The organism is Nocardia wallacei, from assembly GCF_014466955.1.
Lineage (GTDB): Bacteria > Actinomycetota > Actinomycetes > Mycobacteriales > Mycobacteriaceae > Nocardia > Nocardia wallacei.
This window is the reverse complement of sequence record NZ_AP023396.1, coordinates 7117234-7130898: the sequence shown is the minus strand read 5'-3', so window position 1 is coordinate 7130898 and position 13665 is coordinate 7117234. Positions and strand designations below refer to the sequence as shown.

Annotated in this window: 12 protein-coding genes; 7 read left to right on the top strand and 5 right to left on the bottom strand. The window is 68.4% G+C overall.

Going from position 1 to position 13665, the window contains the following annotated elements; all coding sequences use genetic code 11:
• Window positions 1–110: 110 nt before the first annotated feature.
• The 3 genes from NWFMUON74_RS31905 to NWFMUON74_RS31895 all read left to right on the top strand — a co-directional run bounded on the left by NWFMUON74_RS31905 (window position 111) and on the right by NWFMUON74_RS31895 (window position 5994).
• Window positions 111–4079: a DNA-directed RNA polymerase subunit beta' gene (locus tag NWFMUON74_RS31905; protein ID WP_187685417.1), complete on the top strand. Its 3969-nt coding sequence runs from the start codon at window positions 111–113 to the stop codon at window positions 4077–4079.
• Window positions 4080–4235: 156 nt separating this feature from the next.
• Window positions 4236–4838: a Uma2 family endonuclease gene (locus tag NWFMUON74_RS31900; protein WP_187685416.1), complete on the top strand. Its 603-nt coding sequence runs from the start codon at window positions 4236–4238 to the stop codon at window positions 4836–4838.
• A 61-nt stretch (window positions 4839–4899) separates the two neighbouring features.
• A complete protein-coding gene (locus NWFMUON74_RS31895; protein WP_342213306.1) occupies window positions 4900–5994 on the top strand; it encodes a glycerophosphodiester phosphodiesterase family protein in 1095 nt (364 codons plus the stop codon).
• Window positions 5995–6009: 15 nt separating this feature from the next.
• Here the strand turns inward: NWFMUON74_RS31895 and NWFMUON74_RS31890 are convergent, their stop codons facing one another.
• On the bottom strand, window positions 6010–7536 hold the full coding sequence (locus tag NWFMUON74_RS31890) for an FAD-dependent monooxygenase (RefSeq protein WP_187685415.1): 1527 nt from the start codon (window positions 7534–7536) through the stop codon (window positions 6010–6012).
• Window positions 7537–7603: 67 nt separating this feature from the next.
• Between NWFMUON74_RS31890 and NWFMUON74_RS31885 the strand changes: the two genes are divergently transcribed.
• Together NWFMUON74_RS31885 and NWFMUON74_RS31880 are read left to right on the top strand one after the other, a co-directional pair.
• Window positions 7604–8311, top strand: a complete 708-nt coding sequence (locus NWFMUON74_RS31885) for a TetR/AcrR family transcriptional regulator (protein ID WP_197986936.1) — start codon at window positions 7604–7606, stop codon at window positions 8309–8311.
• A 91-nt stretch (window positions 8312–8402) separates the two neighbouring features.
• Window positions 8403–8855, top strand: coding sequence for a PaaI family thioesterase (locus NWFMUON74_RS31880; RefSeq protein ID WP_232110702.1), 453 nt, complete (start codon window positions 8403–8405; stop codon window positions 8853–8855).
• Here the strand turns inward: NWFMUON74_RS31880 and NWFMUON74_RS31875 are convergent.
• Window positions 8827–9471 carry a DUF8020 domain-containing protein gene (locus NWFMUON74_RS31875; RefSeq protein WP_187685413.1) on the bottom strand — a complete coding sequence of 215 codons (645 nt, stop codon included), beginning with the start codon at window positions 9469–9471 and terminating at the stop codon, window positions 8827–8829. The two genes, NWFMUON74_RS31880 and NWFMUON74_RS31875, sit on opposite strands and share 29 nt — an antisense overlap.
• Before the next feature lie 107 nt (window positions 9472–9578).
• Window positions 9579–10583: an aldo/keto reductase gene (locus NWFMUON74_RS31870; RefSeq protein WP_187685412.1), complete on the bottom strand. Its 1005-nt coding sequence runs from the start codon at window positions 10581–10583 to the stop codon at window positions 9579–9581.
• A gap of 100 nt (window positions 10584–10683) precedes the next feature.
• On the opposite strand from NWFMUON74_RS31870, the gene NWFMUON74_RS31865 reads away from it, so the two are divergent.
• Window positions 10684–11577, top strand: coding sequence for a helix-turn-helix transcriptional regulator (locus tag NWFMUON74_RS31865; protein WP_187685411.1), 894 nt, complete (start codon window positions 10684–10686; stop codon window positions 11575–11577).
• Between the two features lie 7 nt (window positions 11578–11584).
• Here NWFMUON74_RS31865 and NWFMUON74_RS31860 read toward each other — a convergent pair whose 3' ends face one another.
• Both NWFMUON74_RS31860 and NWFMUON74_RS31855 read right to left on the bottom strand, forming a co-directional pair.
• Window positions 11585–12604 carry a pirin family protein gene (locus tag NWFMUON74_RS31860; RefSeq protein ID WP_187685410.1) on the bottom strand — a complete coding sequence of 340 codons (1020 nt, stop codon included), beginning with the start codon at window positions 12602–12604 and terminating at the stop codon, window positions 11585–11587.
• Window positions 12601–12912 (bottom strand): GNAT family N-acetyltransferase, encoded by a 312-nt coding sequence (locus NWFMUON74_RS31855; RefSeq protein WP_187685409.1) that lies wholly within the window; start codon window positions 12910–12912, stop codon window positions 12601–12603. The genes NWFMUON74_RS31860 and NWFMUON74_RS31855 overlap by 4 nt, the downstream gene beginning before the upstream one ends.
• 135 nt (window positions 12913–13047) lie before the next feature.
• Here NWFMUON74_RS31855 and NWFMUON74_RS31850 point away from each other — a divergent pair, with 135 nt between their 5' ends.
• Window positions 13048–13665 carry a GTP cyclohydrolase II gene (locus NWFMUON74_RS31850; protein WP_187685408.1) on the top strand — a complete coding sequence of 206 codons (618 nt, stop codon included), beginning with the start codon at window positions 13048–13050 and terminating at the stop codon, window positions 13663–13665.

Below are 13665 nucleotides of genomic sequence, written 5' to 3'. Positions count from 1 at the left end.
CCGATTCGGTCCCCGGCCACGAATTGTGGCCGGGGGCAGTGTTCCCCGGAACGCGGAAAACCTAGCGAATTTTGCTCGATACTCAACCCGAACAGGGGAAAGGAAGTTACGTGCTAGACGTCAACTTCTTCGATGAACTCCGGATCGGCTTGGCCACCGCCGAAGACATCCGCCAGTGGTCCTATGGCGAGGTGAAGAAGCCGGAGACCATCAACTATCGCACGCTCAAGCCGGAGAAGGACGGCTTGTTCTGCGAGAAGATCTTCGGTCCCACCCGGGACTGGGAGTGCTACTGCGGCAAGTACAAGCGCGTGCGCTTCAAGGGCATCATCTGTGAGCGCTGCGGCGTCGAGGTGACTCGCGCCAAGGTGCGCCGCGAGCGGATGGGCCACATCGAGCTGGCCGCTCCCGTCACCCACATCTGGTACTTCAAGGGTGTGCCCTCGCGTCTGGGCTACCTGCTGGACCTGGCGCCGAAGGATCTCGAGAAGATCATCTACTTCGCCGCCTACGTGATCACCACCGTCGACGAGGATCTGCGCCACAACGAGCTGTCCACGCTCGAGGCGGAGATGGAGGTCGAGAAGAAGGCCGTCGCCGACCAGCGCGACGCCGACCTGGAGGCCCGCGCCCAGAAGCTCGAGGCCGACATCGCCGAGCTGGAGGCCGAGGGCGCCAAGTCCGACGTCCGCCGCAAGGTCAAGGACGGCGGCGAGCGCGAGATGCGTCAGCTTCGCGACCGGGCCCAGCGCGAGCTGGACCGGCTCGACGAGATCTGGAGCACCTTCACCAAGCTGGCTCCCAAGCAGCTGATCGTGGACGAGGTGCTCTACCGCGAGCTGCAGGACCGCTACGGCGAGTACTTCACCGGCGCGATGGGTGCCGAGGCCATCCAGAAGCTGATGGAGAACTTCGACATCGAGGCCGAGGCCGAGAACCTGCGCGAGACCATCCGGACGGGCAAGGGGCAGAAGAAGCTTCGCGCCCTCAAGCGCCTGAAGGTCGTCGCCGCGTTCCAGACCAACGGCAACTCGCCGATGGGCATGGTGCTCGACGCGGTTCCGGTGATCCCGCCGGAGCTGCGGCCGATGGTGCAGCTCGACGGTGGCCGCTTCGCGACCTCCGACCTGAACGACCTGTACCGCCGCGTCATCAACCGCAACAACCGCCTCAAGCGACTGATCGATCTGGGCGCGCCCGAGATCATCGTCAACAACGAGAAGCGGATGCTGCAGGAATCGGTCGACGCCCTGTTCGACAATGGACGTCGGGGCAGACCTGTTACGGGACCGGGCAACCGTCCGCTGAAGTCGCTGTCGGATCTGCTCAAGGGCAAGCAGGGCCGGTTCCGCCAGAACCTGCTCGGTAAGCGCGTCGACTACTCCGGCCGTTCGGTCATCGTGGTCGGCCCCCAGCTGAAGCTGCACCAGTGCGGTCTGCCGAAGCTGATGGCCCTCGAGCTGTTCAAGCCGTTCGTGATGAAGCGCCTGGTCGACCTGAACCACGCGCAGAACATCAAGTCCGCCAAGCGGATGGTCGAGCGGCAGCGCGCCCAGGTGTGGGACGTCCTCGAAGAGGTCATCGCCGAGCACCCCGTGCTGCTGAACCGCGCGCCCACCCTGCACCGGCTGGGTATCCAGGCCTTCGAGCCACTTCTGGTGGAAGGCAAGGCAATCCAGCTGCACCCGCTGGTGTGTGAGGCGTTCAACGCCGACTTCGACGGTGACCAGATGGCCGTGCACCTCCCGCTGTCGGCGGAGGCGCAGGCCGAGGCGCGCATCCTGATGCTGTCGTCGAACAACATCCTGTCCCCGGCGTCCGGCCGCCCCCTGGCCATGCCGCGTCTGGACATGGTGACCGGCCTGTACTACCTGACCCGTCAGGTCGAGGGTGCCGTGGGCGAGTACCGCGCCGCCACCAAGGACGAGCCGGAGTTCGGCGTGTACTCCTCGCCGGCCGAGGCGCAGATGGCGGTGGACCGCGGCGAGCTGACCGTGCAGTCGCTGATCAAGGTGCGGCTGACCGACCAGCGTCCGCCCAAGGACGTCGAGGCGGAGCTGTTCCCGGAGGGCTGGCAGCGCGGCGACGCGTGGACCACCAAGACCACGCTGGGCCGGGTGCTGTTCAACGATCTGCTGCCGGCGGACTACGCGTTCATCGACGAGATCATGCCGAAGAAGCGGCAGGCGGCGATCATCAACGACCTCGCCGAGCGCTACCCGATGATCGTGGTCGCGCAGACCGTCGACAAGCTCAAGGACGCCGGGTTCTACTGGGCCACCCGTTCGGGTGTCACCGTCTCCATGTCGGACGTGCTCGTTCCGCCGGAGAAGGCCGACATCATGGAGCGCTACGAGCAGCAGTCCGACCAGATCGAGAAGAAGTATCAGCGCGGTGCCCTCGACCACCAGGAGCGCAACAACGCGCTGGTGAAGATCTGGCAGGAGGCCACCGAAGAGGTCGGTAAGGCGCTGCGCGCGCACTACCCGGCCGACAACCCGATCATCACGATCGTCGATTCGGGCGCCACGGGTAACTTCACCCAGACTCGTACCCTCGCGGGCATGAAGGGTCTGGTGACCAACCCGAAGGGTGAGTTCATCCCGCGGCCGATCAAGTCCTCCTTCCGTGAGGGCCTGACGGTGCTGGAGTACTTCATCAACACCCACGGTGCGCGAAAGGGCCTGGCCGACACCGCGCTTCGCACCGCCGACTCGGGTTACCTGACCCGTCGTCTGGTGGACGTGTCGCAGGACGTCATCGTCCGCGAGGAGGACTGCGGCACCGAGCGGGGTATCACCGTGCGTATCGCGGAGAAGATGGGCGGGGTGGGTGGCGCCCCAGCCACGCTGATCCGTGACCCGCACGTGGAGACCAGCACCTACGCCCGTACCGCGGCCGTCGACATCGTCGACGCCAAGGGCAACGTGGTGGTCGAGAAGGGCCACGACATCGGCGATCCGGCGATCGACGCGCTGCTCGAGGCGGGCGTCACCGAGGTCAAGGTGCGGTCCGTGCTGACCTGCACCTCGGGCACCGGTGTCTGCGCGATGTGCTACGGCCGTTCGATGGCGACCGGCAAACTCGTGGACGTCGGTGAAGCGGTGGGTATCGTTGCCGCCCAGTCCATCGGTGAGCCCGGTACCCAGCTGACCATGCGTACCTTCCACCAGGGTGGCGTCGCGGGTGACGACATCACGGGCGGTCTGCCTCGCGTGCAGGAGCTTTTCGAGGCTCGGGTGCCGAAGGGCAAGGCGCCCATCGCCGAGGTGTCGGGTCGCGTGCGGCTCGAGGACGACGACCGCTTCTACAAGATCACCATCATTCCGGACGACGGTTCGGACGAGGTGCTCTACGACAAGCTGTCGAAGCGCCAGCGGCTGCGGGTGTTCAAGCACGACGACGGCTCCGAGCGCCTGCTCGCCGACAACGACCACGTCGAGGTCGGTCAGCAGCTGCTGGAGGGTTCGGCCGATCCGCACGAGGTGCTGCGCGTGATGGGTCCGCGGCAGGTGCAGATCCACCTGGTCCAGGAGGTCCAGGAGGTGTACCGGTCGCAGGGTGTGTCCATCCACGACAAGCACATCGAGGTCATCGTGCGGCAGATGCTGCGCCGCGTCACGATCATCGACTCGGGCGCGACGGAGTTCCTGCCCGGCTCGCTGGTCGAGCGCGCCGACTTCGAGGCGTCGAACCGTCGCGTGGTGGCCGAGGGCGGCGAGCCCGCCTCCGGTCGCCCGGTGCTGATGGGTATCACCAAGGCGTCGCTGGCCACCGATTCGTGGCTGTCGGCGGCCTCCTTCCAGGAGACGACGCGTGTCTTGACGGACGCGGCGATCAACTGCCGCTCCGACAAGCTGATCGGCCTGAAGGAGAACGTGATCATCGGCAAGCTGATCCCGGCCGGTACCGGCATCAACCGCTACCGCAACATCCAGGTTCAGCCGACCGAGGAGGCCCGCGCGGCCGCCTACGCCGTCCCGTCCTACGACGACACCTACTACACCCCGGACGGCTTCGGCCAGTCCACGGGCGCAGCAGTCCCGCTGGACGACTACGGCTTCAGCGACTACCGCTGACCGCCTGACCCCAAACCGATTCGCCTCGCCTCCACCCAGGAGGCGGGGCGAATCGCGTAGTGGCACCGCCGGATCGGCCGCCGCACGCAGTTGTCCGGGGCCGTGACGGCCGGTCAATGCACGTTGGTGTGTGCGTTCTCCGAGTATTCTGCTGTTATGACTGCTGCTCATCACCGTGTCGAGGAGCCGATCCACGTGCGGATGGTGGCACTACCGACTCCGCCGCCCGACGGTTTCACGGCCGAGGACCTACCTCGGCTGATAGAAGTCGTCGATGGTTCCTTCGAGCTGTTGGACGGTGAAGTCGTGATGATGGCTCCGGCCACGCATTGGCACGATGAGGTCATCGACATACTCAAATTCGCGCTGCGCGCGGTGGCCCCCCGTGCCTTCGTCATCGCGTCGGAGAAGGGTGTCAATCTGGGCAGCAGTGTGCCGGAACCCGACGTCCTCGCGGTGTCTCGCGACGCTGTGCAGGCTGACAGCCTGCTTTTCGACGCTCGAGATATCCATCTGGTCGTCGAGGTCGTTTCGCCTCGCACCAGAACCAAGGACCGCAAATTGCGGCCGATGCAGTATGCCGAGGCGGGGATCAAGCACCTCTGGCGTGTCGAGAACGAGGATGACGAGATGGTCGTCTACACCTTCGAACTTCTTCCGGAAGGTGGCTGTTACGTGCCCAGTGGAGTCCTCCGTAAGCGTGTGCGGCTCGATCGACCATTCCCGATCGACATCGAACTACCTGAAGTCACTTGGTGATCGGTGATCGGCACTGATCCGAGCGGGCCGTAGTTCGCAGGGTGTTCAGCAGCGTTTCACCGTGACTTCGACCAACGTCGAGCACGATGGGGGCATGCGACGAAACTGGGGTGTGAGGGTGCTGGCGGTGGTGTCGGCCGGGATCGTGGGGGCCGGGGGGCTCGCTGGGGCCGAAGGAGTGGTGGGGTTCGATGTGCAGGCTCATCGGGGTGGGTTGGGGTTGGTTTCGGAGAATACGGTGGCGGCGTTCGGGAATGCGCTGGAGCTCGGGGTGCGTACGTTGGAGTTGGATGTGCAGATCACCGCTGATGGGGTTGCGGTGGTGTCGCACGATCGGGATCCGGATCCGGCGAAGTGTGTGGATACCGGGCCCGCGTTCTGGGGGGATCCGGCGTATCCGTATGTGCCGGGCGTCAGGTATATCCGGGATCTGACGTTGGCTCAGGTGCGCACGATCGACTGCGGGTCGAGGCAGTTGCCGGATCATCCCGAGCAGCGCACCGTTCCGGGCGCTCGAATGCCGTTGCTCTCCGAGGTTTTCGAGCTGGTGCGCCGGTATCGGGCGGATGGGGTGATGCTGAACATCGAGACCAAGGTGGAGGCCGCCGCGCCGGAGCAGACCGCGCCGCGCGAGCAGTTCGTGCAGGTGGTTGCCGCGGAGATCCGGCGCGCGGGGATCGAAAAGCAGGTCATCATACAGAGTTTCGACTGGGGCACGCTGATGCGGATGCGCGAGGTGGCGCCCGAACTGCCGCTCGTCGCGCTCACCAGTGGCAAGGAACTGCGGGCGGGCGAGCCGGGCGCGTCACCGTGGCTGGGCGGGATCGATATCGACGACTATCCCGGCAGCCCGCAGGAGCAGGTCGTCGCCGCGGCAGCGTCCTTCGGCGCGTCCGCGGTGTCGCCCGTGCACGGTGATCCGCAGAACGGCACCGTCGCCGATCCCGGCTATCAGCCGTTCACCAACGCCGCGCTGGTGCGGGCGGCGCACCGGCACAGCATGCGCGTGGTCCCGTGGACCGTCGACGATCCGGCGACCATGGGCGCCCTGCTCGATCTCGGCGTGGACGGCATCATCACCAACCGCCCGGATCTGCTGCGCACGGTGCTGTCCGAACGCGGATACCCTCTGCCGCCCGCCTATCCGAGGCCGTGAAGGGCGCGCAAACCCTCAGCGGCTCAGTACCGTCGAGACGACCTTCTCCAGCACTGCCGGATCGGCGTCGCCGGTAGTGCGCCAGGCGATGAAACCGTCGGGCCGCACGAGGACGGCCCCGCACCGGCCGATGCCGATCGCTCCCGTCGCATCCTCGTCCAGCACCACCGCGCGAAGGTCGAGATCGCCTGCGGCGGAGACCTTCCGGGCCGCGGACCGCCAGGCGTCACCGTCGGGCCCGGCCAATACCGCGAACCGGGATTCGTTGAGATCGATCATCGACACCCCCGGCGCGACCCAGCGATGCGGAACCCGTGACCCCGGCGCCCCGTCGAGGGCGGCGCCGACATCCTCGGTCGACGGCATCTCCGCGACCGCATCGATGATCGCCGCCGAATCGTAGCGGTAGGCCATGGTGACCAGGGGCGCGTTCCACGCTCCCGCCGCCGCGCGCTCGGCCACCGCCGCCGGATCCCAGTGCAGGCGTGGGTTTTCCCAGCGCAACAGCGCCTGATGGGTCACCATCTCGGAGATCGCGTGGCGCTCGGTGTGATAGGTGTCCAGCAGGCCCTCGCCCGCCGTGCCGCCGAGTACCGCGGCCAGCTTCCATGCCAGATTGTGCGCATCGGCGATGCCGGTGTTCAGACCGAAGGCGCCGAGGGCGGTCACGGCCCGCGCCGCGTCACCGACCAGGAACGCGCGCCCGCGGCGGAACTCGTCGGCCATCCGGGCCGTCGCCTGCCACGGGATGGCGCTGAGAATCCGGACGGGCACGTCGGCGCCGATCGCCGTGTGCGCCACCGCGATACACTCCTGCTCCGACATGGCGCCCGCCGCCGGGAGTCCGACGTGCAGCGCCCAACGGCGTTCCCCCACGGCGAGCAGCACACCCATGGCGTCGGGATGGCTGAGCTGAGTCATGACCGGCATCGGGCCGAACCGGCCGACCAGGTCTGCCTCGAGCAGAATATTCATGTTCCGCCTGCCGATCTCGCCCGGCCCGGTGGTGCTGATCCCCAGCTCCCGGCGCACCGTGGTCTTCACGCCGTCCGCGCCGATCAGATACTCGGCGTGAATGACCCGCCCGTCGGACAGCGTGACGGCGACCGAGTCGCGGTCCTGCGTCACGCCGGTCACCCCGACGCCGAATTCGACGGTCGCGCCCCGCTGCCGCGCGGCGGGCAGCAGCGCCGCGTCGATCCGGTCTTGTGGATAGTGGCCGGATGGCGATTCCGGCGAGAACTGTTGCCACGCAGCGGGTCTGGTGACCGCCCCCGGGTCGCGAACGATCTCCGCGACGGTGCGTGCCTCCGCGCGCCAGGGTTGCGCCGTCCGCACCGCTACCCGGTCGAGCTCCTCCCGCAGCCCTACTTCGCGAAAGTACTCCAGCGTCCGCGGGCTCACCCCGAGCGCCCGCGGATGGATCGACGGCGCGTCGCGGCGCTCGAGCACCAGCGACGGCACCCCGTGGTGCCTGAGAAAGACGGCGGTGGCCAGGCCGACCGTGCCGCCACCGGCGATGACGACCGGAATGTGAGACATGACAACTCCCTTGTGGTAACAGTGTTCCCGATATGGGAACACTGTACCCGACGAATACACTGTGCCCATGTCCGCAGAGCCCCCGACCCTGGTGTGGATGCGTGATCGCCCGCGCGGCGGCCGCCCGGTCATCACCGAGGAGAAGATCGTCGCCGCGGCCATCGGCCTGGCCGACGCCGAGGGGCTCGACGCGCTGTCGATGCGGCGCATCGCGGCGGCGATGGGGTCGGGGACGACCTCGCTCTATCGCCATGTGGCCAACAAGGACGAGCTGATCCAGCTGATGGTCGATGCCGTCTACGCCGAACTGCCACTACCGGAGCCCGCCGCGGACTGGCGCGCCGCGATGGCCGCCCACGCCCGCGGCTTCCGCGCCCTGCTGCTGCGGCACCCGTGGCTGGCGCAGCAGGCGTCCCGCCGTCCGGCGCTGGGCCCCAATGTGATTCGCCATGCCGATCACGTGCTCGGGGTGGTGGCCGCCGCGACGCCCGACGCCACCCTGGTGAACCTGGTGGTGCATGCCGTCAACACCTACGTGCTCGGCGCGGTCGGCACCGAGCTGGCCGAACTCGAGGCGCAGCGCAGCACCGGCATGACCGTGGCGCAGTGGCAGCACGCGATGGGCGCGTACGTCCGGCAGGTGGTCGATTCGGGCCGCTACCCGCATTTCAACCGCCGCGTCCTCGAGGCCGAGGAGGCCGACGCCGAGGCCCGTTTCGAGTTCGGTCTCAACGGTCTGCTCACCGGCCTCGCCACGACACTCGACGACCGGTAGGCGCATCGCCGGATGGACAGCGCGGGGGTCGCCCGGGTATGAAACTAGAACGTGTTTCAACTCGGATGGAGTGGCGATGGACAGCGCGGCAATGGGCGAACTGGTGATGGCCGGGTTCAAGAAGCTGGGGTTCCTGCAATTCGCCGGCATCGACGGCGTCGATTACCAGGTCGGCCGCAACGTCGTGGAGATGGCGCCGCAGCCCGAGCACCTGAACCACAACGGTGACGTGCATGCGGCGATCCTGTTCGGCCTGGCCGAGACGGCGGCGATGGGCGCCGCCATCTCCGGGATCGTGGACCTGATGAGCGCGGCGTTCATCGTCGCCCGTGACGGGCGGATCGAATACCTGGCCCGCGCGAAGGGGACGGCCGGACCCATCCGCGCGACGTCGCAACTGCCGGCCGAGACCGTCGCCCGCACGCGCGCCGACATCGAGGCGAGCACACCGATCGAACTCGCGGTGCCGGTCGACATCACCGACAACACCGGCAAATCCGTTGCCGCGGCGACCTTTACCGCGGTGATCCGGCCACGCCGGTGAGCATGTGATCGACGGCCTGGCGGGCCTCGGCGATCGCCGGTTCACCACCGGCCGCGTGCAACCCCACCGCGCCGCCGACCAGTGCACCCAGCACGGTGAAGATCGGCACGGTGACGATGTCGAAGATGAACAGCCCGGCGGGGAAGCCGACGAAGAAACCGATGACCGCGCCGATCGCGGCGCCGGAGGCCACGGCCGGCAGATGCGCCTGCACGACGTCGAACAGCCGCTGCTGCGCGTCGATGTCGCGCACCGGGTTCGGGGCCTGGCCCGACGGGGTCAGGGTGAGCCGCCGCCCGCCCTCGTCGATCATCGGCGCGAGTTCCAGCGGGTGCCCGGCGATGTCGTAGCGCAGCGGCACACTGGTCACGAATCGGCCCGAATCATCGGTGATCGCAATGGATTCCGCGTCCCAGGTGGCCAGGAAGCGCCCGGCCCGCAGGGTGCTCACGGCCGCGCGCTTGTCCTCGGTCAGCCCGACCCGGTAGCCGACGCCGTGGTCGGTGCCGAGGGCCTCGAACGGTGCCTGTTCCGGTTCGGCGGCGGCGTATCCCGCAGTCGCCGCCACCGTGGTCAGGCAGAGCAGGGCTGTCGCAACGAATTTCGTGATCCTCATCGGCAACTTTCTCGCGCAGCGGGCCGGTAGCCCGGGTCCCGGATGAAACTACCGGTCCGCGCGCGCGATCTGAAGAGTTGCCGGGCGGCGCAATTGGGTTATCCGGCTCAGCGTTCGCTGTCCAGCATCGCCATCTGCGCGGGCGCGTACCGGTCCCCGGCCACCCGGTCCGCGGGCGCGGCCGCCTCGATCTCGGCAAGTTCCGCCGCCGAGAGCCGGATGTCCAGTGCCGCAACGGCTTCCGTCCACCGGTCGGCACGCCGCGCCCCGATGACCGGGACGATGTCGTCGCCGCGGGACAGCACCCAGGCGATGGCCAGCTGTGCCACCTTGACGCCGCGCTGTTCGGCGATCTTCGCCAGCGCCTCCACCAACTCCAGATTGGCCGTGAGGTTCTCGCCCTGGAAGCGCGGGCTGTGGGCGCGGAAGTCGTCCGGCGCGAAGGTCTTCGCCCCGCGCATCGAATCGCTGAGCAGGCCGCGCGACAGCACGCCGTACGCGGTGATGCCGATGCCGAGTTCGCGGGCGGTGGGCAGGATCTCCCGTTCGATACCGCGGGAGATCAACGCGTATTCGATCTGCAGGTCCGAGATCGGATGCACGGCGGCGGCGCGGCGCAGCGTGTCGGCGCCGACCTCGGACAGCCCGATGTGCCGCACGTAGCCCTCGTCGATCAGCTCAGCGATCGCACCGACGGTGTCCTCGATCGGAACGTTCGGGTCCAGCCGGGCGGGCCGGTAGATATCGATGTATTCGACGCCGAGCCGCTGCAGGGAGTAGGTGAGGAAGTTGCGGATCGCCGCGGGCCGGGTGTCGACCCCGACGAAAGCGCCGTCCGGTCCGCGCATGGCGCCGAACTTCACACTGAGCAGGTAGTCCTCGCGCGGGCGGTCGGCGAGCGCGCGCCGGATCAGCGCCTCGTTGTGGCCCGCGCCGTAGAAGTCGCCGGTGTCGATCAGGCCGGCGCCGGAGTCCAGGGCGGCGTGGATGGTCGCGATCGAGTCGGCCTCGTCCGAGGCGCCGTACGCGCCGGACATGCCCATCGCGCCGAGGCCGATGCGGCCGGTGACGGGGCCGGTGGCTCCGAGTCGCACTGTATCGATGGTGGTCATACCGCCATCCTGCGGCCCGGCGCCGATCGTCGGCAGAGACCACCTATCGGGGGATCGGCGATCCCTGGTTGCGGACGCGGCGGTGGAGGACAGTGGAGACATGGACCGCGATGATCTCGCCGATTTCCTGCGCCGCCGCCGCGAGCGGCTGCAGCCGGCGGACGTGGGACTGCTGCCCGGTCTGCGCCGGCGCACGCCCGGCCTGCGGCGCGACGAGGTGGCTCTGCTGGCGGGCATGTCGACCGACTATTACACCCGGCTCGAGCAATCCCGCGGCCCGCGTCCGTCGGCGCAGGTGCTGAGCGCGCTCGCCCGCGCCCTGCGCCTGACCGACGACGAGCGCGACCATCTGTTCCACCTGTGCGACCATCCGTCGCCGACGCGTGGCGGCGACGGGCACGTCCGTCCGGGGCTGCTCTATGTGCTGGACAAGCTCGAGGACACCCCGGCCTGCGTGGTCACCGACCTCGGTGAAGTCCTGGTACAGAACCGGATGCACGTCATCCTGGCGGGGGATTGCACGAGATTCACCGGAATGGACCGCTACCTGTTGTGGCGGTGGTTCGCCCATCCCGCGGAGCGCGCCAAATTCCCCGCCGAGGACTGGGATCGCCTGGTCCGCAATCACGTCGCGGACCTGCGGGCCACCGCTGCCCGCCGCTCCGGCGACGCCGATGTGGTCGAACTGGTGACGCGATTGCGCGCCGCCAGCCCCGAGTTCGAGCGATTGTGGACCCGGCACGAGGTCGCCGTGCGGGTCGGCGACGACAAGCGCATCGATCATCCCCGGGTGGGGATGCTGGATCTGGTATGCGAAACCCTTCTCACGGTGAACGCGTCGCTGTCGCTGCACGTCTTCTATCCGTGCCCGGGCACCGACGCGCAGGAGAAGCTGGCGCTGCTACGGGTCATCGGCACCCAGTCGATGGAGGCGGAAGGCGAGCCGTCGGGCGCGGACATCGATTCGGGGAGTGGGGGTTTCGACCGGCACTGACGATCGGTCAGGTGTCGGTGGGGTTTCGGGTGAACCGACGCGTGCGCGGCTTCAACCGCAGGTTCGGCAGCGGCGGAGCGGGGATGCGCTGCTCCGGCGGGTGGCCTGCGATACCGGGGAACCGGCCGAGATCGCGGTTCTCCCAATCATTTCGGGCCGCCTCGATCTCCTCGTGGCTGCGGCCCACGAAGTTCCACCACATCACGATGTCCTCACCGAACGGCTCCCCGCCGATCAGCACGGCGTGCGCCCCGCGCGCACTGGTGAGCCGCAACGTGGCGCGGTCGCTGCCCAGATACAGCAGCGGGCCCGGCGTGGCGGGGATATCGCCCGCGGCGAGTTCGCCGTCGATGACGAGCAGGGCGTGCTCGAACTCCGGTTCCAGCGTGAGGTCGACCGCGGCGCCCGGCTCGACGCGCAGGTCCGCGCCGACGATCGGGGTGTAGGCGACGGCGGGCGAGCTCACCCGCCGGGCCGGGCCGGATCCGGCCGTCGCGCCCAGTGAACCGATCAGCACCGTGGCGCGCAGGCCCGGCAGCTCCAGCACCGGCAGGTCGCGGTGCTGCTCGAAATGCGGGTCGATCCCGGTTCGGTTGCCGGGCAACGCGATCCAGAACTGCAGCCCGTGTCCGGCGGGCGCGCCCGGCACCGTGTACTCGGAGTGCGCGATCCCGCGGCCCGAGGTCATCAGATTCAGCTGGCCGGGTTCGATCCGCACGTCGGAGCCCACGCTGTCGCGATGGCGGATGCGGCCCTCGAACGGCCAGGTGACCGTCTGCAACCCGATGTGCGGATGCGGATCGATGTCCGGCGGCAGCTCCGCGCTCGCGGCGGGCGAACCGAAATGGTCCAGGAAGCACCAGGCCCCGACGGTCGGCAGATCGCGCTGGGGCAGCACGCGTTCCACGGTGACGCCCCGCACCCCGCCCAGCGGCACCACCCGCGCCGGATGGAAATCGGCACGCGGTCCGGGCGCCGGGGCAGCCTCGCACAGCGCCTCGTCGGGGCGGGCCTCCAGGTCGCTCACCGCTGGATGCCCTTGCCGACGACGTGCTCGTCGAACTCCGGGTGCTTGTCCAGCCAGCTCTTGATGAACGGGCAGCGCGGCACGATGGCGCCGCCGCGGGCGACCACGTCCTCGATCGCCTTGCGGGCCAGCGTGCTGCCCAGTCCCTTGCCGCCGAACTCGCTGTCGATCTCGGTGTGGATGAAGATGGTGTCCTCGTCGCGCTCGCGGTATTCGGTGAACCCGGCCAGCTTGTCCCCGTACCACACCTCGTAGCGATGCTGTGCCTCGTTGCGGACGACGGTCGTGGTCACAGCCTGCTCGGTCATTGCCTCATCTCTCCTTCCGCTGCATATCGCTGGCATCGTAACCGGGCCCCGCACGGCCGTGGTTCGCGGCGGAATAACCCTCGCGCCCAGTCGGTTCGAATTCGAACGAAACGTTCCCCGGATCTCGGAGCAGCCATGCACGGCACAGACATCGGCGGCAGTGTCCGCACCCGCGTCCGCATACCGCTGAGATTCGGTGACGGATACGCCACCCGGGCCGAGGCGATCACCTTCGACGGACTCGACGACGGGCGCGAGCACCTCGCCCTCGTGCTCGGCGCACCGGCACAGGTGCCGCTGGTCCGGCTGCACTCCGAATGCCTGACCGGGGACGTGTTCGGTTCGGCGCGTTGCGATTGCGGACCGCAACTGCGCGAGTCGGTGGAACGCATCGACGCGGTCGGCGGCGTGCTGCTGTACCTGCGTCAGGAGGGGCGCGACATCGGTCTCTACAACAAGCTCGACGCCTACGCGCTGCAGGACGCGGGGCTCGACACCTACCAGGCCAACACCGCGCTGGGCCTGCCCGAGGACGGTCGCGACTACACCGCCGCCGCGCAGATGCTGACCGCCCTCGGCATCGGCGAGATCGATCTGCTCACCAACAACCCCGAGAAGCCGAGACAGCTTCGGGCCCTGGGCATCCGGGTCCGCGAGACGGTACCGACCGGCGTGCACGCCACCCCCGACAACGTCCGCTACCTGCGCGCGAAGGCGGACCACACCGGCCACACCATCCGGCTGATCGGCTGA